This window comes from Thioalkalivibrio sp. ALM2T (genome assembly GCF_000381505.1).
Classification (GTDB): Bacteria; Pseudomonadota; Gammaproteobacteria; order Ectothiorhodospirales; family Ectothiorhodospiraceae; genus Thioalkalivibrio; species Thioalkalivibrio versutus.
In genome coordinates this window covers 17,982-38,263 of record NZ_KB906570.1, presented here as the reverse complement: position 1 = coordinate 38,263, position 20,282 = coordinate 17,982, and the positions used below count along the sequence as shown (strand labels likewise).

17 protein-coding genes are annotated in these 20,282 nt (G+C 67.0%); 4 read left to right on the top strand and 13 right to left on the bottom strand.

Translation table 11 applies throughout. The annotated features are described in order from the left end of the window. Positions 1-4: 4 nt before the first annotated feature. The 3 genes from F816_RS0112685 (at position 5) to F816_RS0112675 (ending at position 3,690) form a co-directional block, all read left to right on the top strand. Complete coding sequence (locus tag F816_RS0112685) at positions 5-652, top strand: DUF1007 family protein (protein ID WP_019595046.1); 648 nt, start codon at positions 5-7, stop codon at positions 650-652. A gap of 69 nt (positions 653-721) precedes the next feature. Continuing rightward, a complete protein-coding gene (locus tag F816_RS0112680) occupies positions 722-1,789 on the top strand; it encodes a nickel/cobalt transporter (RefSeq protein ID WP_019595045.1) in 1,068 nt (355 codons plus the stop codon). A 98-nt stretch (positions 1,790-1,887) separates the two neighbouring features. Continuing rightward, entirely contained in the window at positions 1,888-3,690 is a 1,803-nt protein-coding gene (locus F816_RS0112675; protein WP_019595044.1) for a long-chain fatty acid--CoA ligase, read from the top strand. Positions 3,691-3,798: 108 nt separating this feature from the next. Here F816_RS0112675 and F816_RS0112670 read toward each other — a convergent pair whose 3' ends face one another. The 10 genes from F816_RS0112670 to F816_RS0112625 form a co-directional block, all read right to left on the bottom strand. After that, positions 3,799-4,269, bottom strand: a complete 471-nt coding sequence (locus F816_RS0112670; protein ID WP_018144415.1) for a DsrE/DsrF/DrsH-like family protein — start codon at positions 4,267-4,269, stop codon at positions 3,799-3,801. Between the two features lie 105 nt (positions 4,270-4,374). After that, positions 4,375-4,521 carry a hypothetical protein gene (locus tag F816_RS15010; protein WP_019595043.1) on the bottom strand — a complete coding sequence of 49 codons (147 nt, stop codon included), beginning with the start codon at positions 4,519-4,521 and terminating at the stop codon, positions 4,375-4,377. Between the two features lie 100 nt (positions 4,522-4,621). Continuing rightward, positions 4,622-6,187: a dynamin family protein gene (locus tag F816_RS0112660; protein WP_019595042.1), complete on the bottom strand. Its 1,566-nt coding sequence runs from the start codon at positions 6,185-6,187 to the stop codon at positions 4,622-4,624. A 27-nt stretch (positions 6,188-6,214) separates the two neighbouring features. Next, positions 6,215-6,736, bottom strand: a complete 522-nt coding sequence (locus F816_RS0112655) for a hypothetical protein (protein WP_019595041.1) — start codon at positions 6,734-6,736, stop codon at positions 6,215-6,217. A gap of 44 nt (positions 6,737-6,780) precedes the next feature. Further along, on the bottom strand, positions 6,781-7,368 hold the full coding sequence (locus F816_RS0112650) for a DUF302 domain-containing protein (protein ID WP_018176017.1): 588 nt from the start codon (positions 7,366-7,368) through the stop codon (positions 6,781-6,783). A 51-nt stretch (positions 7,369-7,419) separates the two neighbouring features. After that, positions 7,420-8,064: an AAA family ATPase gene (locus F816_RS0112645; protein ID WP_019595040.1), complete on the bottom strand. Its 645-nt coding sequence runs from the start codon at positions 8,062-8,064 to the stop codon at positions 7,420-7,422. A gap of 112 nt (positions 8,065-8,176) precedes the next feature. After that, positions 8,177-8,617, bottom strand: a complete 441-nt coding sequence (locus F816_RS0112640; RefSeq protein WP_019595039.1) for a sulfur globule family protein — start codon at positions 8,615-8,617, stop codon at positions 8,177-8,179. Between the two features lie 596 nt (positions 8,618-9,213). Further along, complete coding sequence (locus tag F816_RS0112635) at positions 9,214-9,924, bottom strand: sulfur globule family protein (RefSeq protein ID WP_019595038.1); 711 nt, start codon at positions 9,922-9,924, stop codon at positions 9,214-9,216. A 31-nt stretch (positions 9,925-9,955) separates the two neighbouring features. Continuing rightward, a complete protein-coding gene (locus F816_RS0112630) occupies positions 9,956-14,269 on the bottom strand; it encodes an efflux RND transporter permease subunit (protein ID WP_019595037.1) in 4,314 nt (1,437 codons plus the stop codon). A gap of 130 nt (positions 14,270-14,399) precedes the next feature. Then, a complete protein-coding gene (locus F816_RS0112625) occupies positions 14,400-15,608 on the bottom strand; it encodes an efflux RND transporter periplasmic adaptor subunit (protein WP_019595036.1) in 1,209 nt (402 codons plus the stop codon). A 430-nt stretch (positions 15,609-16,038) separates the two neighbouring features. Between F816_RS0112625 and F816_RS0112620 the strand changes: the two genes are divergently transcribed. Beyond that, the gene (locus tag F816_RS0112620) at positions 16,039-17,439 is read left to right on the top strand and encodes a sigma-54-dependent Fis family transcriptional regulator (RefSeq protein ID WP_019595035.1); all 1,401 of its coding nucleotides are present in this window, start codon (positions 16,039-16,041) and stop codon (positions 17,437-17,439) included. 107 nt (positions 17,440-17,546) lie between these two features. Here the strand turns inward: F816_RS0112620 and F816_RS0112615 are convergent, their stop codons facing one another. The 3 genes from F816_RS0112615 to F816_RS0112605 all read right to left on the bottom strand — a co-directional run bounded on the left by F816_RS0112615 (position 17,547) and on the right by F816_RS0112605 (position 20,279). After that, positions 17,547-18,206, bottom strand: coding sequence for a hypothetical protein (locus tag F816_RS0112615; protein ID WP_019595034.1), 660 nt, complete (start codon positions 18,204-18,206; stop codon positions 17,547-17,549). A gap of 220 nt (positions 18,207-18,426) precedes the next feature. Further along, the gene (locus F816_RS0112610) at positions 18,427-19,230 is read right to left on the bottom strand and encodes a class I SAM-dependent methyltransferase (RefSeq protein WP_019595033.1); all 804 of its coding nucleotides are present in this window, start codon (positions 19,228-19,230) and stop codon (positions 18,427-18,429) included. Further along, positions 19,227-20,279, bottom strand: coding sequence for a glycosyltransferase family 4 protein (locus tag F816_RS0112605; RefSeq protein WP_019595032.1), 1,053 nt, complete (start codon positions 20,277-20,279; stop codon positions 19,227-19,229). The genes F816_RS0112610 and F816_RS0112605 overlap by 4 nt, the downstream gene beginning before the upstream one ends. Positions 20,280-20,282 lie beyond the last annotated feature (3 nt).

Sequence of the window (20,282 nt, the reverse complement as noted above, 5' to 3'; positions counted from 1 at the left end):
GCCAATGGATCTGCGCCCCTGGCTCATGCGATTGACGCTGGTTCTGGGCCTGCTCCTGCCGGCCGCCGCGCTCGCCCACCCGCATGCGTGGATCGACCTGCGCATGGGGCTGGTCTTCGACGATACCGGCAACCTGTCGAGTATGGAGCAATCCTGGCGCATCGACCCGACCTACAGCCACATGCTGCTGGAAGATCTGACCCGGGACCTCGACGGTGCCACCGGCATCGATGCGGCGCTGGAACACGCCGCCGAACGCATGCTCGGAAACCTGGCTGCCTACGACTACTTCACCGAACTGAACCTGGGCGACGAGCGCCTGGACGTGCCGCAGGCCCGCAACGCGCGTCTGACTCTGGAGGACCGGCGCCTGCACCTGCGTTTCGAGCTGCCTCTGGTCGAACACGACATCACCGCCGGTGACGCCTTCACCTACCGCGTCTTCGATCCGGAATACTGGATCGAGATCCGGCACGACCCGGACGACATCGTCTTCGTGGAGAATCGACCCGGTTGCGAGGTCGCCGTCACCGAGCCCCGACCGGACCCGCAGCTGATCCGCTACGCCGCCACCCTGGAACGTTCGGACCGCAGCCCGGTCAACGACCTGGGCCGTCACTTCGCGGAAACCGCCACGCTGGAATGCGACTGAGCCTGGTGCTGTCGCGCGATCGGACACCACGCACACCACACCGCAGCCTGAGTGTTATACAGTAACGCCATGCGCACCGACCAAGACCTGTTCCACCGCCCTTCCCTCAACCTGCTACTTCTGTTGCTGGCCCTGCTGTTTGGCGGCTCCGGACTCGTGCAGGCCGAGACCGGCCACCCGCTGGGCACCCCCACCGAGGCGCCCGCCGAACGCGACGCGCCCGCCAGCGGCAATCAGGCGCCAACCCCACTGGTTGAGCCCCCGGGCCACCTGGAACGCCTGACCGGCTGGATGCTGCAGACCCAGCGGCAGTTGCACCGCAGCCTGACCGAGGGCCTGCACGCCCTGCGCGACGGCCCGACCACACAAACCGCCGGGGCGCTGATCCTGGTCAGCCTGCTCTACGGGATCTTCCACGCCGCCGGCCCCGGCCACGGCAAGGCGGTGATCAGCGCCTACCTGCTGACCCAGCCGCAGAACCTGCGGCGCGGCATCCTGCTATCCACCGCCTCCGCGCTGGCGCAGGGCGTCACCGCCATCGCCCTGGTCGGTGTGTTGATCGGCCTGTTCGGCTGGCTGGCCCGCGACACCCTGGGTCAGGTACGCACCCTGGAGATCGCCAGCTTCGCCCTGGTCGCGCTGCTCGGGCTGTGGCTGATGCTTCGTGCCCTGCGCCATGCCTGGCGGCTGCATCGCGCCCACCGCACTCAAGCCCACGATCACCATCATGCGCACGAACACGACGCGCACTGCGGCTGCGGCACCCCGCACCACGTGGACCCCAACCAGCGTGGTACCTGGTGGGGCACGGTGCTGGCCGTCGGCATCCGCCCCTGTTCCGGCGCGGTGCTGATCATGGCGGTCTCCACCGCCCTGGGCCTGGCCTGGGCTGGCGTGGCCGCCGTGCTGGCGATGTCACTGGGCACGGCGGCGACGGTCTCGGTGCTGGCGACCCTCGCCGTCTCCGCGCGTGACTGGACCCGTCGCTGGCTGGGTCCGACGCGCATGGGACGGCTCACCTACATTGGGCCGTCCCTGGGCCTGGCCGGGGGCGGCGTAATCGCCCTGATCGGTCTCAGCCTGGTCCTCGGCGCCATCGCCTACCAGCCCGTTGCCCACCCGCTGGGGATTCGCTAGGTTTGCCCCCTCGACAGGTTGTCCACGGGGTCCCGCTTGCCCCGGATGGACGCCTCCTCTAACGTCCGGGTCATCCGACCCTAGCGCGCGAGGCCCTCATGTCGTCGACCACCATCACCCCGGAACAGGCCCCCACCCTGCCGGCGCTGTTCCGCACTCGGGTCTCCATGAGTGGGGATGCCCCGGCCTATCGCCACTTCAGCGCCGACGACCAGACCTGGAAGCAGACCACCTGGGGCGAAATGGCCGCGATGGTGGATCGCTGGCAGGCCGCGCTGGCGCGCGAAGGTTTCAAGCCCGGGGAACGCGTTGCGCTGATGCTCGGCAACTCGCGCGAGTGGGTCGCCCTCGACCAGGCCGCCAGCGAACTGGGGCTGATTACCGTGCCGCTGTACACCGACGACCGCCCCGACAACGTCGCCTACATCATTGGCCAGACTCAGGCCCGCCTGCTCTTGCTGGGCGAGAGCATGCACAACCGCCGCCTGTCCGAACACTTCGAAAACATGCCCTCGCTCAAGCGCATCGTCTGCCTGGGCCACACCGAGGGCGAGCCCGATGACTCGCGGGTGATGGACCTCGACCGCTGGCTGGAGCGCGGCGACCCCGACCACGTGCATCGCCCGGACCTGGACCCCCTGGGCCTGGCGACCATCGTGTTCACCTCCGGCACCACGGGGCGACCCAAAGGCGTGATGCTCTCGCATCGCAATATTCTCGACAACGCCCAGGCCTCTTCCACCGCCGGACCGCTGTCGGATACCGACCGCTTCCTCTCCTTCCTGCCCTTGTCCCACATGCTGGAACGCACCGGCGGCTATTACATGCCCATGCTGATCGGCGCCGAGGTCGCCTTCGCGCGCTCTATCCAGGGCCTGGGCGAGGACCTGATGTCCGTGCAGCCCACCGTACTGATCTCGGTCCCGCGCATCTACGAACGTGTGCATGGCCGCATCCAGGCCGGCCTGAAGGAGAAATCCGCGATCGGCCGTGGCCTGTTCAAGGCCACGGTGGCCATTGGCTGGCGCCGCTTCGAACACCAGCAGGGCCGTGCATCCTGGTCCCCGGGCTTGTTGCTGTGGCCCCTGCTGGAGCGAATCGTGGCACTCAAGGTGCTGAATCGCCTGGGCGGCAAGCTGCGCTTCGCCGTGTGCGGCGGCGCGCCGCTACCGCCACCGATTGCCCGCTTCTTCATCGGCCTCGGCCTCCCGGTACTGCATGGCTACGGCATGACCGAATCGAGCCCGGTGGTCAGCGTCAACACCCCGGACGACAACCTGCCCGCCTCCATCGGCAAGCCCCTTCCGGGGGTCGAAGTAAAGATCGGCGAAATGGACGAGCTGCTTACCCGTTCCAGCAGCGTCATGCTTGGCTACTGGAAGAACGAAGAGGCCACCGCATCCACGATCGACCCGGATCACTGGCTGCACAGCGGGGATCAGGCCCGAATCGACGACGATGGCCGCATCTTCATCACCGGACGCCTGAAGGACATCCTCGTGCTGACCAATGGCGAGAAGGTCCCACCGGCGGACATGGAGATGGCCATCGCCCTGGATGCCCTGTTCGATCAGGTCATGGTGGTCGGCGACGGCCACTCCTTCCTGAGCGCCCTGGTGGTCCCCGAACCCGAGGCCTGGGCGACCTTCGCCGAGGACCACGACCTCGACCCCAGTGCCGCCGGACGCCTGTCGCGTGCTACCGAGCGCGCCCTGCTCCAGCGCATGCAGTACCAGCTACGCGACTTTCCCGGCTACGCCAGGATCCGCCACGTCCACGTGGTGCACGAACCCTGGTCAGTGGACAACGGCATGCTGACCCCGACCATGAAGCTCAAGCGCCCGGTCATTACCAAGCACTACGCCAAAGCCATCGAGGCCATGTACGCCGGCCACGACTGATCTTTCTCTGTCGGTCGCCACGAAGCGCACGAAGGCACCCAAAAACGAAAAAGGCCCCGCAGCGCAATGCCGCGGGGCCTTGAGGGGCGCGCCAGGCGCGCTGCCGGCTCAGATGAACAGGCAGATATCGGACTCGCCGGCGAACTCGAAGAACGCGGCGGCCCCGGCGTACTCCACGCCGTCGATGAATTCGCTGGTGTCCATGTCGAACAGGTCCACCGTCATCTGGCAGGCAATCATGCGTACCTCGGCCTCCAGGCACAGCTCGCGCAGGTCGCCCAGATCGGAGACGCCCTTCGCCGCCATCTTTTTCTTCATCATCACGGTCATCATCTTCTGCATGCCCGGCAGGGCCTGCAGAAGCACCGGCATCGGCATCGGCATCGGCATGCCCGGATTGCCCAGCGAGGTCACCTGCAGGTCCAGTTTCTTGCGCAGCAGTTGCAGGCCGTAGAAGGTAAAGAACACCTCGCAGTCGTAGCCCAGAGCGGCCGCCGTGGAGGCGAGGATGAAGGGCGGATAACCCCAGTCCAGGCTACCCTTCGTGGCAATGATGGCCATCTTCTTTTGATCACTCATTTCTACTTTCTCCTCCAGTGGTAACAGGAATCGGATCCGCCACAGCCCCCTGCGCACGATCCGTCCCCAGTTGGCAAAAGCCCGTGGGTGTCGGGGCGGGACAGCCTACTGCTCCGACGCCTGACGCCCCTTGCGCCAGTCGCGGATCAGTGCACACCCGGCACAAACCCCCAGCGCTGCCATGCTGGCCCATACCGAGATGGGCACCAGGATCATGGCCAGCGCGAACATAAGCCACGCCAGTATGGTCATCGTTCTCCTCCTGCACAACATTAGCGGCCGGTAATCGCACCCGCTGGTCGTGCTGCTTGCTGCGAACCGGCGCAGGAGAAGGCGTCATGCGCCCCTACCCCTAGCGCCTCTCCGGCGCCTCCGGCTCGGCGTAATCGCGGGGCGCATCCGTGCCCGGCGTCGGGTTGGGGGCCGGTGCTTCCGGCTCCTTCGGATTGTAGACATCGCTGGCCGAGGCCCGCCCGCCCTGGCGCGAGACCGGACTAGCATCCACAAACTGGTTGTTCAGGCGCTGGATGTAGGCCTCGGCACGGTCGCGCAGCTGATGCAGGCGGCCGATCATCCGCCGTCCCAGACCCAGCGGTGCACGTCCCATCATCGGGCGCCAGGGACGCGTGTTCTTCTCGAAGGCCGCGCGCCAGTTACCGGCGGGGGTCTCGGTCGGCAGCGTCCGCGCGATGCGGCGGGCCAGCCAGCGGCGATTGAAGAAGTGAATCCCGCCGAGCACGATGGCCAGCACCACGATGCCAAAGACAGTCAGCAACGGGCGCTCGCCCATGGACTGCCAGACGCTACCATCGGTCCACGGGGCCACACCCCCAGTCCAACGGTAGCCAATCAGACCCAGGATCACCGCGACCACCGCGAACATCCCGGCGTCGAACTGCACGACACGGCGGCGCCAGCGCGCGAGCGCACGTTGCAGCGCCGGCATGACGTCCATCTCGATGGATTCGGCGATCGCCTGCAGCGAACCAAGGATCCGGTAGGAACGCGAGGAACTGATCTCCTGGATCTTCGCGTGAATCTCCTGGCGGTCGCGCCGGGATTTTTCCTCGTAGCGCTCGCGCACCTGAGGATCGCCGATCTCGACCGCCGCACTCTCGTTGTACAGGCAGTAGAAGCGCCCGGTGGCATTGCCTTGGCGCACGACGGCGCGCTGCCAGGCGGAAACAACCTCTTCCAGGTTGTCCTCGCGCCAGGTGGTGTCGATCTGGTTAAGGATAAACACCAGTTTGGTGAAATCATTGCGTTCGGCGACGCGATTGACCAGGTGCTCCAGGGTGTCGCGCATCGCGCCCGGTTCCGGGTGGCGGGCATCGAAGAACACCAGCACCAGGTCGGACAGATCGATGATGTGGTCGGTCAGCTGCAGGATCGTCGCGCGCTGCTCGTCGGCATCGAACCCGGGAGAGTCGATGATGATGCGCCCGCGCAGATGCTCCGCGCGCGCGGTCTTCATCGCCAGGAAATGATCCACCGTACGCCCGCCACCGTCGGTGATGCGCTCGATCTCGTCAGATACGCGATAGAACGGGAAACGCGGATCGCCGTCCAGCGCGAGCCCCGGCAGCTCCTGCACGTGCTCGCTTCCGCCGTAGCTGATCACGGTGAACTTGTCGTCTACCGCCTGCGAACCGCTGCGCTGCACGGTGGTGCCCACGTATTCGTTGATGAAGGTGGACTTGCCGGCCGAGAACGTCCCCAGCATGGCGATCATCGGCCACCAGGAGATGGTGAAGGCGTAGGAGTCTTCGGTGGGATCCAGCAGACCGGCCGCATAGCCGACCCGGTCCAGATCACGGAAGGGGTCGACCACCCCCTTCAGGACCGGATTCTCTTCGGCAAGGCGGTCGCTGAGCAGCTTGAGCTGCTTGCGTACCCGAGGGCCAGGACGATTGAACATGCGGACTCCGTCAGTCGAAACGCGTGATCAGCGCGGGTAATACGGCCCCGGCGAACCCCGGACCGGACCGCTCTGATCGGTGAATGGGTTGAACATGTTCATCATACCCATGGGCGCCCCCACATTGCGATTCAGACTCCACATGTCCTGTTGCATGCCCGTGATCGCGCCCGCCATCACGCTGGTATCGCGCGTCATCGAGCCGATATTGGCGTCCATCGAGCGCGTATTGCCCGCGATCACCGCCACTTCCTCGTTCATTACCCGCATGGTGTTGTTGATGTCCGTCATCTGGTGGTCCATCGAGGCCATGTGCCCGGCGATGGTGGACATGTCGCGATCGACCACCTGGGTCATCTGGGCGATCTCCTGGGTCAGCTGGCTGACATCCCGGGTCAGGCTGGTGATCAGCCAGAACCCGTAGATGGCCAGGACCACGAAGGCCAGCAAAGCGGCGTACACAATCAGCTCCACACGCCGGGAGCGGGCATCCGCCTTGTCCGCCTCGTCGCGGACCTCGTTGAAATCACTGTTGCTCTCGTCGCTCATTGAACGCCCTTGGTCGATGCATGGAATCGGGTTCGCTACCCCCGTCAGAAGGCGCCGACGGCGGCGCGGTCGATGATTTCCTCCAGTGATTCCTTCACAAAAATGGCCTGCTCGCGCAGATCCTCGGGCAGCGGGCGCCCTCCGTGGATCATCGGCTCCAGATCCAGTGTCATCAGCCACAGATTGCCCTCGGCATCTTCCTGCAGCACGATCCGGCACGGCAGATACGCAGCCATCGCCGGGCTGTGGCGAACCATCTGCGCGGCAATGGCCACATCACAGAACATATAGATCTTCAGGAACGGAAAGTCCTCCCCGGTAACGCTGCGTACCTCCTCCCCCATCGGCAATTCGCCGACGTTGCGAAGATTCAGTTCGTTGGCCACCAGCCGCAGAATGTCCTCGACCTCGTCGACCGCCAGGCCCGCGTCCACCTTGCGCTTGTAGACCATGGCCTCCGCGGCGTCGCCGGTCTCCAGCACCGTGCGGGCCATCTGCGAATAGACCTTGGGTGCCTGCGAATCCAGCGAGCGGACCTGACCGAGGTAGGGCTCAAAGGCAAAAATGGCATATCCCACGCCAATCAGTGCCAGCAACCCGATCACGACCAAAGCATTGCGTATGAAGCGCATGAAGCTCTCCTGCTCGGTGCCCGCCGTCCGGTGATCACCGGACGCGACACATTATTGTTTTTTGCGGCGACTGCGCCCGAACACGGCGACAGCCAGGGCATCCAGCTCGGCAGCGGCCTTGCCGCGGGGCTCCAGTTCGCGCACCGAAAGCCCCTCGCTGAAGGAACGGCGAAAGGCCATGCGCTGCTTCAGCCGCGGCTTCAGCAAGCGCACCCCCTCGATCTGCTGCAGCGCCTCGTGCGTCTCGTCGGTCTCGCGCACGGCCTGGTGCGTATCGGCGCGATTGATGAATGCCAGAATCTCGGGACGATCACGCGACCCCCGTTGATCCTGGATGCGCTGAACGAAGCGATAAGTCGACCAGACGTCCGCCTGGCTGGGCGGAACCGGGATCAGCACGCGGTCGGCACCCTCCACCGCGGTCATCAGGGAGGCCATGTCCGATGCACCGACATCGATCAGAACCTCGTCGTAATCGCCCGCGCGGGCGCGGACGGCATCGAGATCACTGACCCCGTCCAGCGCGGGTTCGTAACCTTCCTCGTGGCGCACCTCCAGCACATCGCTGAGGGTCCGCTGCGGATCCAGATCCACGGTCAGGGCGCGACGGCGCCCCTCCAGCAACCACAGGGCCAGGTTAAAGGCCACGGTACTCTTGCCGGTACCACCTTTCAGATTGGCGACGACGGTCTGCATGGCGTCTCCTTCGAGCATTGCGGATTGGCGGCTACGCGCAACCCACCAATCCGCACGGCTCCGAAAAAAAGGGGCCTGCCCGACACCGGGCAGGCCCGAACAGAAGCGGGACTTAGTTGCCCTGGCCCTGCTGCTGCGGCATCTGACCCTGCGGGCCATAGCCCTGAGGACCGTAGCCCTGCGGGCCGTAACCCGGACCGTAGCCGTAGCCCGGACCGTAGCCGTAACCCGGATGGCCGTAACCCTGACCATAACCCCGGCCGTCGCCATAGCCCTGACCGTAACCGTGGCCGCGGCCACGACCACTGGCGGAGAAGTCAAAGTTACCGTCGCCCATCATGTCGCCCATCATGTCGCCCATGCCGTAATTACGACCGGAGCCGTAACCGGGGCCACCGAAGAACGGCATGCTCGGACCATAGCCGTAGCCCGGGCCATAGGCGCCGGGGCCATACCCGTAGCCGGGGCCGCCCCACTGGGCGGAGGCCATCATCGGGGCGGCCAGGCCACCCAGGGAAACGGCGAGAACTGCTGCTTTGACCAACTTGTTCATGGTGCTACCTCCTGAAGGAGTCATGCCCTCAATTTGAATGCGTGCACGCGGGGAGGGCTTCCCGAATGCACGCCTTACTGGTCAGGGGAACGGGAAACCGCCCATCCCCCAGGGGAAGACCGAAGATGGCCCGCCCATGCCCGGGTAACCGGACTGCCCCGGATACCCGTATGGATAGCCCCCCGGCATCCCGCCAGGGGTGTGGAACGACGGAGCACCCGGTGTGCCATACGGGTGTTGCGGCCCGTAGCCGCGGTACGCCGGAGCGTGCTGCGGCGGGCCTGGCGCATCCCGCGATTCACCCCGCCGTGACGGGTCGTAATCGCGGTCCGGAAAACGCCCGCGCGGGCGTTCCGGGGCCGATCGCTGCACCTCCGGCGTACCGGAGGCCCAGGGGTTGTGGCGATCACTCGCCGCCAGGTCGACGGCCGGCAACAGAAACCCCGTGGCCAGCAATACCCCGAGTATCGGGGCGTTTCTGACCCGCCTGCGTTTCGCTTGACCGGACTGCCTGCCCTGCATGGCGAACTGCCTCCGTCTGGCTTCCACTCCGACGGGCACCAGCGCCCGTCGGCATGCGACTACTGATCCGCGGATCAGTAGTCGCCTTCTTCCTGCATGGATTCACGACGCTCCTGCATCATCTCCATGCGGCGCTCACGCTGGCGCTCCATCTCTTCCTCGTACGCCGCACGCCCGGCTTCCATCGCCTTCTGGCGCGCTTCGCGCATGGCTTCCATCTCTTCCATGCGCTCCTGGCGCTCGGCGTGCTGGGCCTGGATGCGCTCGCGCATCTCTTCCGGCATGTCTTCCGGCAGGTTGTCCGGATCGAACTGCTGCATCTGGCCGTAGCCCTGACGCTGCTGCATGCCATAGCCCGGCTGCATCATGCCCGGATGCCCAAACCCACCCTGCTGCGGACCGGGGCCGTAACCGGGGCCATACCCCGGGCCGTAGCCCGGACCGTAGCCCTGATGGCCGCGGCCATAGCCCTGGCCGTACCCATCACCGTGGCCGCGCCCGTAGCCCTGACCCTGACTGCGCCCGGACATACCGAAGCTGAAGTCACCGGAGCCTTCACGCTGCTGCATCATCCCGCCACCGGGATGTGCGCCCATGCCGGAGCCGTACGGGCCGTGGCCGTAGGGGCCAGGCACCGGGCCCTGCTGGCCCATCGCCGGACCCTGGCCGTAGCCCTGACCCTGGCCCTGTTCCTGGGCCTGGGCGACGCCCAGGGCCAGCACGGATGCCACGGCGGCACTGGCCAGCGTGGTACCAATCATTCGGGAATTGAAACGCTTCTTCATTGCGAACCTCCTCGAGGTCTTGCTTGCATGTTCACTTGAGTCGAATCCCACGTCGGGTGCGGCCCTTGCCGGGCGTGCCCGGTTTGCCGCTCCCCTTGGGGGTACTGCCGCTGTCCTTGCGGCCGGTCTTGCTGCTCGTGGTGCCGGTCTTGCTCGCCCCCCCGGTCTTCTTGTTGGACGCCGTCGACGCGCGCTTGTTCGCGCTCGCGCTGCCCGTTTCGCGGGTTCCGGTGCCCTTGTTGGTGCTGCTTGCGCGTCCTTTAGTGGCGTCACCGGACACGGACGTGTCGCCGGAGGTCTTGCTCGCGGCTGCGGTGGACTTGCCCTTCGCGCTTACCGAGGTGCCCGCTGGCGACTTCTTCGTACCCTTGGTCCCCGCGGAATCGCCAGCACCCCGCGTGGAGCCGGCCTTCCCGGCACGCGACCCGACCGGGGTAGTCGATGCGGTCGTCTTGCCTGCCCCGGCGCGGGACGTGGTCCTGGAGGTGTCCGCCTGTTTCGCGGTCCCCGCGTCGGGCTTCTCAGCCTGAGCGCGGCCGGACGGCGCGGCACCGGCGTCCTGGGCTCCGGCATTCCCGGTGGCGGGCGTGGAAGCCGCGCGCTCTGGGGTGTCGGTCGGCTCAGGTGCCTGCGCAACAGGGCCTGACGGCTTCGAGTCCGCCGACGGGTTTTCCGAACGGGACTGCGGAGTCGCCGCACCGCCGCCGGAACCCGTGCCCGACGCGCCACCGCTCCCCGGGGCACCGCCCGTCGGCCCGCCAGGCCCGGCGAAGGGACCGCCCGATCCGCCGCTGGGCGGCGGGGGGCCGCCATCGCCATTGCGACGGCGTTCAATGAAGGACCGGATCAGGCGCCCCAGGGCGAGCGCCAGGTCGCGCAGACCCTCGATGAAAGCCACGACCAGGCACTTGAGATAGAGCCCCGCGTATTGCACGACCTGGGTGACCGGCCCGCCCTCGCGCGGGCCGAACAGGTCATTCCCCTCGCCGTATGCCCCCGGAGACGCACCCTGGGTCGGGCTGGCCGTCACACCGGCATGCACAGCATGGCCATTGCCATTGCCATTGCCACAGCCCGCCGTGACCGCACCGTCCTCGTCCAGGCTGGCCGGGCAGAAGGCGCGGCGGCCGGAGATACAGCCCAGCGGGATCACCACCAGGGTCAGCAGGGTGGCCACCACCGTGCCGAACATCAGCGAGATCGCCATGCCCTGGAAGATCGGATCGAACAGGATCACGCTGGAGCCGGCCAGCAGGGCCAGAGCGGTAATGATGATCGGACGGGTACGCGCCTGGCAGGCCAGGATCATCGCGTCGCGCACGTCGTGGCCCTCGTCCACCGCCTGGCGACCGAAATCCACCAGCAGGATCGAGTTGCGGACAATAATCCCCGCAAGCGCGATGAAACCGATCATCGAGGTCGCGGTGAATTCGGCGTTCATCAGCCAGTGGCCGGGAATAATGCCGATCAGGGTCAGCGGGATCGGGGCCATGATGATGCCCGGCAACACGAAGTTGCCGAACTCCCAGACCACCAGCATGTAGATCAAAATCAGCGCGATGGCGAAGGCGATCCCCATGTCGCGGAAGGTCACGTACGTCACCGTCCACTCGCCGGCCCATTCGAAGGCGGTCGAGCCATCATTGGGCGGCGGCCCCAGCCAGTGCGGCTGCACCTGGCTGCCATCCGGAAGACGGTAGTCCTCCAGCTGTTCCTGGACCTCCAGCATGCCGTACACCGGCGCGGCCAGACGCCCGACTACCTCGCCGGTCACGTACTCCACCGGGCGCAGGTTCTTGTGGTAGATCGGCTCGTCCTGCGGGCGCTGGACGAATTCGCCCAGCTCGGCCAGCGGGATCGACCCGCCCTGCCGGGTGGAGATCGGCAGCATCTCCAGCTGCCGGATGTCATTGCGCGTTGCCATCGGCAGACGCATCTCGATCAGATGTGGCTCGACCAGCGACTGCGCCTTTACATCGCCCAGGATCTGCCCGCCGATCGCGGTCTCCAGGGTTCGATTGATGGTGTCCACGGTCACACCGCGGCGCAACGCCTTGTCGCGATCCACATCGAAGTGCCAGACGTTGTGTGGCGCCTGCAGGAAGCTGTCCACATCGGCCACATGCTCGGCACCGGCGAACATGCCCTCGAGATCGCGGGCCACCCCGCGGCGGGTGGCGGCGTCCGGGCCGTACACCTCGGCCACGAGCGACTGCAGCACCGGCGGACCCGGCGGCATCTCGACCACCTGGATGCGCGCGCCGGCCGCCTCGGCCAGCGGGGTCAGGCGTTCGCGCGCCTCGGTGGCAATATCGTGCGAGGTCCGGCTGCGGTCGCCCTTGTCCACCAGCTGCACCTGGATGTCCCCCTGCCAGGGTTCGTTGCGCAGGTAGTAGTGCCGCACCAGGCCGTTGAAATTGAACGGCGAGGCGGTCCCGACGTAGGACTGCAGGGCCACTACCTCGTCCATCTCGCGCAGGACGCTGGCCATGTCGTGGCTCAGCGTCGCGGTCTCGGTCAGGGCCGTGCCCTCGGGGAAGTTCACCATCACCTGGAACTCGGGCTTGTTATCCAGGGGCAGCATCTTCACGCGGACATCCGTGGTCATGAACAGGCTGACCATCAGGAAGAAGATCACGATGACGGCGATCAGAAAGGCGTAGCCGCGCACCCGATTGTCGGCCAGCCCCGGGATTACCGTGCGGTAGAACCGCCCCAGCTTTTCCGCCTGGCGGTGTTCCTTGTCGGTGGCCTTTTCCAGATACGCCATGCTCGGGCGCAGGCGCTGGGTGAGCCACGGGGTGAATACAAACGCCGCCACCAACGAGAACAGCATGGCCACGGACCCCAGCACCGGGATCGGCTGCATGTACGGGCCCATCATCCCGGAGACGAAACCCATCGGCAGCAGGGCCGCGATGACCGTGAAGGTGGCCAGGATGGTTGGGTTGCCGACCTCGCGCACCGCATCCACCGTGGTCTCGGTATCGATGCCGCGCTTCATCAGCCAGCGTCGGTAAATATTCTCCACCACCACGATGGCGTCATCGACCAGGATGCCAATGGAGAAGATCAGCGCAAACAGGCTGACGCGATCGATGGTGTAGCCCAGCAGCCAGGCGCTGAACACAGTGAACAGAATCACCACCGGGATCACGATCAGCACCACGACCGCGGCACGAATGCCCAGGAACAGGCCAACCAGGATGGTCACCGCGAAGGTGGCGATAAAGAGCTTGAACAGAAGCTCGTTGACCTTCTCGTTGGCGGATTTGCCGTAGTTGCGCGAAACCGCCACCTCGACGTTGTCCGGGATCACGCTGCCCTTCAGGCGCTCCAGGCGTTCGAGTACGTCGTTGGCGACGGTCACCCCGTTGCTGCCCGACTTCTTGGCAATGGCCAGAGTGACCGCCGCGGCGCCCTCCGGTGCCGCATCCGGTTCGGGTGCTGCCGGACCGGAGTAGTGGCGCACGAACCGCTCCAGATCGCCCGGGCCGTAGGTCACCTCGGCCACATCGCGCAGATAGACCGGCTGGCCGTCACTGACTGCGATCAGGAGTTGCTCGAGATCCGCGGCGCCGGTGAAGAAACGCCCGGTGTACACCGCGGTACTCAGACCGCCGCTCTCGATGCGTCCGGCCGCGCCCTCGACATTCGCGGACTGCACGGCCTGAGCGATGTCATCCAGGCTGATGTCATAGCCCGCAAGACGTTCCGGCAACACCTCGATGCGCAGGCGCTCCTCGCGCCCACTGACCACGAAGCTCTGGCTGGTGTCGGGGGTTTCGTTCAGCTGCTGCTGCGCATCCAGCGCAATCTGGCGCAACAGGGCATCGTCCACCTCATGCGACCAGAAGGTCAGGTTGACCACCGGCACGTCGTCCGCGCCCTTGGCCTTGACCATGGGTTCGCTGACGCCGGGCGGCATCAGGTCCCGATTGGCGAAGAGCTTGTCGTGCACCTTGACGATGGAGGACTCCATATCTTCGCCAACGTCGAACTGCACGGTCACCATCGCCTCGCCCCGGTGCGACACGGAGTACACGTTGTCCACCCCGGAGAGCTCGCTCAACAGCCGCTCCAGCGGCCGTGCCGCCAGGCTCGCCACCTGCTCCGAGGGGACACCCGGGTAGGACACCATGATGTCCACCATCGGCACCGAGATCTGCGGGTCCTCCTGGCGCGGGGTGACCATCAGGCCGAGGATGCCGATCGCGATACTGGCGATCAGCAGCAGCGACGACAGCGGCGAATGAATAAAGGCCGCCGCCATGCGCCCGGCAATGCCGGGGTCACCGTGTTTCTGCCGGAAACCGGTCTCGGATTGTTTGTCGTCTTCGGCCATCGAGCTTGAACAGTCCTGTTGTCAGTCTGGCGTCCCGAGCACCGGTTCGGCCGGCGCGTCGCCACCGGTGCACCTGCCAGGGGGCAGCAACCGGCGCTGATAGTCCCGGCCTGCAGCCGGGTATGGATCCCTACATACGGCTCCAGGGATCCGTGACACCGTCGCGGCGTCCGACGCCCGAATCCGGGGAACCGCGCCCCACCGGCTGGCCGGAACGCACACCCGCGCCCGGTCGGGCCAGGATCTGCATGCCCGGCTCCAGCCCGGAGGTGACCACCACCTGGTCGCCGCGTCCGCCACCCAGGCGCACCATGCGCACGCGGACGTGGCCCTCGCCATCAAGCACGGCCACGCGCGGCAAGGCACCGCCCGGGATCAATGCCGAACGCGGGATCACGACCCGGTTACTGGAAAGCTCGCTCTGCGGCAGATGCACCGCCGCATGCATGCCCGGGCCACCGCGCACGCCCTGCGGCAGGTCGAACTTGACCGTGACGGTGTGGCGCTGCGGGTCAGCCAGGGGGAAGATCCGGGCGACCCGGGCCTCCACTTCGTCACCGGTATCCAGCCGCACCTGCACGTAGTCGTCCTCCTGCAGGCCGCTCACCAGCCGCACCGGCACCTGCGCCTCGACGCGCAGGAATTCGACATGGCCGAAGCTCACCAGCGGCTGACCGGGCTGGACGGTATCGCCCTCTTCCACGTGCTTGTGCATCACCAGACCATCGAAGGGCGCCTCGGACCGGGTGTCGCGGATGGCCGCGTCCAGTTCGGTGACCCGGGCCCGGGCCTGCTCCCAGCGCGCCTGCGCCTGATCCACGCCGATGTAGCGGGAATAGAGGTCCGTGCGGCGATCCAGCGCGGGATCGCCCATGCCCATGACCTGGCCCATCGGCTGAGTGAACATCTGGTCGAACATCGACGGCACGCCCATGCCCGGCATCTGGCCAATGCTGCGCGACTGTGGCGAGACCATCTCGCGGCCGTACTGCATCTGGGCCTCGCGGATCGCGGCCTCGGCGGTGCGCATCTCGGCCTCGGCCGCCTGGCGCTGGGCGCGCAGCCGGTCGTCGCTGATCGCCACCAGCACCGCCCCCTGTTCGAAGCGGTCGCCTTCGGCGCCCGCCACATCCACCACGCGCCCCGCGGATTGCGCGGTCAGGGTGACTTCACGATAGGGGACCACGGTGCCACTAACGGTCTGAGTGGCCGCCTGATCCGGCTCCACCGTGAGGACGGGACCGGCGGCGTGAGCCGCCGAGATGCCGAACAGCGGCAGAGCCAGCGCGGTACCCAGGAGGGTGCGGGCCAGGAGGCGTCGGGAAACTCGAGCAAGCATGGTCGTCCTACCTCGCGCCGAATGTCGCGATGAAAGAAGGCCCCCGCACCCGGCGCACCTGCGCACACGGGACCGGGGGCAGGGAATGGACCGCACTCGACCGGACGCCGGGGAAACTGGCGGCGAGGCCCGTCCGGCGACCCGGGTCAGCCAGCTGAAAACCGCAGTGGGTATCCATTACCCAGTATGTAGATGAACTCATGCCCGACTACAAGCAACGTATATGCCAATATATCGACCTTCTTATAAAACAATCACTTAATTAGGATTTACTGATATTTAAGCAATGACTGTTGCAACACCCCCGTTTCGCGCTATAACCGAGACAGGGATTGGCGAAACGGGCCATACCGGGGGTGTTGCAGGTGACCCCGGGTGTTGCAACACCGCACCGTTTCCGCCGGCCCCTCCAACAAGAAAAGGAGGCGGGATGACCACAACCGAACTGGCCGAGATCTGCATCCGACACAGTCGCGACCCACACCTCATCAGCGACACCCGGGGCCGTGTCCTGTTCGCCAACCCGGCCTTTCACCAGACGCTGCAAATCCCCTCCGATGCCCGCCTCACCCTGGCGAACCTCGGACCACTGAATCTCGAACAACACCTGCAAGAGGCCGCCATTGCCGCCGGCGAGCACGATGCCGACGCCAACAGCACGCCGCACGCCCTGCACTTCTCGCTAATGGCGGAACTGGACGACGAGACCCTCCCGCTGGAGGTGATCAGCCAGCCACTGCGCCTGAACGATGACCAGCGCGCACTGCGTCTCATCACCCTGCAACCGCAACGCCGGCGAACAACCGCGGTGGAAACCATCAGCGAGGACGAACAGGACGGGCTCGACGACAGCCACTTCCATTCCCACGACGCCAACTGCCGGCCCACGCTGCAGTTCGCACGGCGCGTGGCCGCCAGCGACGTGCGCGTGATGCTCATGGGCGAATCCGGCACCGGGAAAACGCGCCTGGCCCGGGCCATCCACCAGTCCAGCCGCCGCACCCGCGCCCCGTTCGTCGAGATCAACTGCGCGGCGATCCCCGAGGAGTTGCTGGAATCCGAACTGTTCGGCCACGCCCGCGGGGCCTTCTCCGGGGCGGTCAACGACCGGGTCGGGCGCTTCGAAACGGCCGACGGCGGCACCTTGTTCCTCGACGAGATCGGCGAGATGAGCCAGCGCCTGCAGGCCAAGCTGCTGCGCGCGGTCCAGGATGGCGCCTTTGAACGCGTCGGCGAGAACACCACCCGGCAAGTGGATGTGCGCATCCTTTCCGCGTCTAATCAGAACCTGCGCAGCCGCGTCGAGGCCGGCGCGTTCCGCACCGACCTGTTCTACCGCCTCGCGGTCGCCACGGTGGAAATCCCGCCGCTGCGCGAACGGCCCCGGGATCTGGAAGCCACCCTGCAGGCCTATGAGGTACACCACGGCATCCGCATCGCGCCGCATCTGAAGGAACGGCTGCAGGAGCACCCCTGGCCGGGCAACTTCCGCGAGCTGGAGAACGTCTTCGAGTGTCTGACCCTGCACGCCCGCAACGGTCAGGTGGACGACTTCCCCCTGCCCCAGCCGATCCGGGTGGATGCCGACGCGGCGGACACGATCCATGCGCCGCGCACCAACCGCCATGACCCGGCCCACGCTCCCGACGGCCAACCGAACGACCGGGCGGGCCACCCGACCCGCGACGGCCAGCCTAGCGAACATCCGGAGGCCCGGCGCCTGCGCGAGGCACTGGTCGCCCATGCCGGAAATCGCTCGCAGACCGCCCGCGCCCTGGGCATGGATCGCAGCACCCTGTGGCGCAAGCTGCACCGCTACCAGCTAGTCTGAACCTGCGGCTGGCAGACGACCGCCCCCACAAGAAAAGGCCCCGGAGGTGTACACCCCCGGGGCCTTTTCGGTTGCCCTGACCGCGCCTTCCGGCGGCGCGAAAAGACCTAGCGGTACTGTCGCAGATGGCGGGCGCCATCGCGGTGGTGGCGGTCATACACCGGCGCCAGGCGCTCGATCATCGAACGCCGCTCGCTCGTCGGCAACAGCCCCAGGGCGCTGTCCCAGGCCCGCATCGCGCCTGCGGCATCGTCAGCCGCATACAGGGCGTTGCCCAGCTCGCCGTAGAGGTCGGCACGCTGCGCCGAGGTGGCCGGAATGTCTTCCAGTGCCGTGCGCAGCACCTGGACCGCATCCTCGGGTCCGCCACGCCAGTAGGCGACGCGCCCTGCCTCCAGCGCCTCCTGCACCTGCCGCGCGACCTCTTCCTCGCTCATCGGCTCACCGGTGGCCCGGAGCTGCGCCTGTTCCTGCGGGTCCGGAATCGGGCGCTGTGCGCCCCCCTCGTCCTCAGGCTCGTAGGCCTCGCCCGTCATCGGGTCCATGTCACCCTCCGACAAACGCCCCTCGCGCGGCGCCGTCTCGTCCGCTGGGGCCGGGGCATCCTCGGCCACCGCGACGGCCTCGACATCCGCGTCCTCCGGCACCGCATCGGCGCTGGGGGCCAGCACATCGCGCGCCGACCAGGCGATCAGCCACAGCACGATCACGATCACGATCCAGTAGCGATTAACGAAACTTCTCTGCTTGTTATCTGCCTGTTCCATGCCTCACCTTTTCCGGTTTTTCCATTGGCGGAGCGACTCGGGCAACACGGATGAATGTATTCATCAGCGCTTCTCCGGGGTCTCCGTCAAGCGTTCATTCCATTACCTATTTCTATCCTGCACCGAATCGCCTTCCAGAGCGAACAGGATAACGGACAGCACATCGGCGCCAATTCTCCCTTGTAAGGGGGTGCTGATTAAAACACCCGGGCGACATGGCTCAGCGCAACCCGAGCACATCCTGATGCCCGACGGTCAGCTCGACCTCGCCGCGGGCGAGTGCCACGGCGCGCGCCTTGCCCCAGGCACGCAAATCCGCCGCCCGGCCCGGGTCGATCGCGCTGGCTGCGGCCACCCAGCCGTCGATCAGGGCCGCGCCCAGCGCCGCCTGATGCGCGTCAATCCGCCAGTCACTGGCGCAGGTTTGCACCCCGTACCCCAGCCCCTCGATCCGCGCCGCACAGGCCGGCGCGGCGGTCGGCCCCAGGGCCGGGCCGAACCCCTTGTCCGAGCGCTGGTGCCGATTGACCGCGTCCTCCAACTCGGCATCCAGGGCATGCGGCTGCGACCAGCGAATCCGCCCGTCATAACTCAGTGCGAACAACACCGCGGCACCCTGTTCGGCGCAGGCCGCAAGCAACCGGTCCAGCCAGTCGTCCGAAACCAGATCCAACAGCGCCGAACCCGTAACCAGCGACGATCCGCCCGCGAGGACCGCACCCGGATCGTCGGCCAGGTCGCTCACGCACCGCTCGAGCTCGATCCCGGCGCCCGGAGCGACGGCGCGGCCCAGCAGCCCGGCATCGTGATCCACCAGCCGCCAGTGTTGCGGGGGCGGAAGTCGCGGCGCGAGGTAGCGCAGGTTGGAGCCGGTGCCGCTGCCCAGATCCGTCACCTCAAGGGGGGCGGCGACACTTCGCCCAGCCAGATGCGCGCGCAGGGATTCGACCAGGGCCTCCGGCCGGGCCGCATGATCGGCTGCCTCGCGCAGGGCCAGCCAGTCGGCGTCGAAGGATTCCGTCATTGCAGCCAATCCTCCAGCGTCTGTTCCAGCGCGGCCACCGCACCACCCCAGTCCGAACGTTCCGCCATCGCCTCGCGTGCCACCCGTCCCATCCGGTAGCGCGCTCCAGCATCGGTCAACAAGGCGTCAATGGCCTCGGCAAGCGCCCCGATATCTCCTGGCGGAACCAGCCGGCCGGCCGCCTCCGGCACGGTCGCAGGGATCGCGCCACCGGTGGTACCGATCACCGGCAGGCCGCGCGCCATCGCCTCGGTATAGGCCATGCCGAAGCCCTCGTAAGCGCTGAACAGGACAAACAGCGAGGCCCGCGCGTACCAGACCTCCAGCGCCGCATCGTCGCATTCGCCGGCCCACTCGATCCGATCTCCAAGCCCGGCCTCGGTGATCGCCGCCTCCACCCGCTGCACATAGGCCGCGTCCCGCACACGCGAACCCACCAAGACCGCCCGCCAGTCCGTGGTCCGGATGCACGCCAGGGCCTGCACCAGTTCCAGCTGGCCCTTGCGCGGCACGACCGAGCCCACACAGAGCAGCAGCGGCCGCTCGCCGGGACCCGGCCCCAACGCCTGCGGCCGCGGTTCGACCCCCGGCGGTATCGCCTGGAGCCGCCTGGAAGACACCCCCCAAGTGGTCACCTGCCCGGCGGTGAAGGCACTGGTAGCCAGCACGCCCTCTACCTGACCCACGGCGGCGCGTTCACGTGCCAGCAGGTCATCGGCCCGCGCCGGTTCCAGCCCGGTCTCCAGGCCCAGCGGGTGATGCAGCAGATAGATCAGATGCAGGCGCGCGGTGTGGCGGGCCAGCACCTCGGAAAAGGCACCCGCGGCCAGGCCGTCCAGCAGCACCGCCCGCCCATCGGGGAAGCCCGCGAGCGCGCCGTCCAGCGCCGACTCGGCCGCCGCGTCCGGCCCGGGGAATGCCCCCTCCAGCTCGCGCACCGTCACCGTCCAGCCGCGCGCCCTCAAGCCCGCGACCATGCGCGCATCGTAGCGATACCCGCCGGTGCGCTGGTCCAGCGACCCCGGCACCACCAGGCCGAGCTCACGCATTCG

Excerpts from the sequence above, each read along its gene's own strand:
- F816_RS0112685 (WP_019595046.1), top strand. The coding sequence starts at position 5 with ATGGATCTGCGCCCCTGGCTCATGCGATTGACGCTGGTTCTGGGCCTG.
- F816_RS0112680 (WP_019595045.1), top strand. The coding sequence starts at position 722 with ATGCGCACCGACCAAGACCTGTTCCACCGCCCTTCCCTCAACCTGCTA.
- F816_RS0112675 (WP_019595044.1), top strand. The coding sequence starts at position 1,888 with ATGTCGTCGACCACCATCACCCCGGAACAGGCCCCCACCCTGCCGGCG.
- F816_RS0112670 (WP_018144415.1), bottom strand. The coding sequence starts at position 4,269 with ATGAGTGATCAAAAGAAGATGGCCATCATTGCCACGAAGGGTAGCCTG.
- F816_RS15010 (WP_019595043.1), bottom strand. The coding sequence starts at position 4,521 with ATGACCATACTGGCGTGGCTTATGTTCGCGCTGGCCATGATCCTGGTG.
- F816_RS0112660 (WP_019595042.1), bottom strand. The coding sequence starts at position 6,187 with ATGTTCAATCGTCCTGGCCCTCGGGTACGCAAGCAGCTCAAGCTGCTC.
- F816_RS0112655 (WP_019595041.1), bottom strand. The coding sequence starts at position 6,736 with ATGAGCGACGAGAGCAACAGTGATTTCAACGAGGTCCGCGACGAGGCG.
- F816_RS0112650 (WP_018176017.1), bottom strand. The coding sequence starts at position 7,368 with ATGCGCTTCATACGCAATGCTTTGGTCGTGATCGGGTTGCTGGCACTG.
- F816_RS0112645 (WP_019595040.1), bottom strand. The coding sequence starts at position 8,064 with ATGCAGACCGTCGTCGCCAATCTGAAAGGTGGTACCGGCAAGAGTACC.
- F816_RS0112640 (WP_019595039.1), bottom strand. The coding sequence starts at position 8,617 with ATGAACAAGTTGGTCAAAGCAGCAGTTCTCGCCGTTTCCCTGGGTGGC.
- F816_RS0112635 (WP_019595038.1), bottom strand. The coding sequence starts at position 9,924 with ATGAAGAAGCGTTTCAATTCCCGAATGATTGGTACCACGCTGGCCAGT.
- F816_RS0112630 (WP_019595037.1), bottom strand. The coding sequence starts at position 14,269 with ATGGCCGAAGACGACAAACAATCCGAGACCGGTTTCCGGCAGAAACAC.
- F816_RS0112625 (WP_019595036.1), bottom strand. The coding sequence starts at position 15,608 with ATGCTTGCTCGAGTTTCCCGACGCCTCCTGGCCCGCACCCTCCTGGGT.
- F816_RS0112620 (WP_019595035.1), top strand. The coding sequence starts at position 16,039 with ATGACCACAACCGAACTGGCCGAGATCTGCATCCGACACAGTCGCGAC.
- F816_RS0112615 (WP_019595034.1), bottom strand. The coding sequence starts at position 18,206 with ATGGAACAGGCAGATAACAAGCAGAGAAGTTTCGTTAATCGCTACTGG.
- F816_RS0112610 (WP_019595033.1), bottom strand. The coding sequence starts at position 19,230 with ATGACGGAATCCTTCGACGCCGACTGGCTGGCCCTGCGCGAGGCAGCC.
- F816_RS0112605 (WP_019595032.1), bottom strand. The coding sequence starts at position 20,279 with ATGCGTGAGCTCGGCCTGGTGGTGCCGGGGTCGCTGGACCAGCGCACC.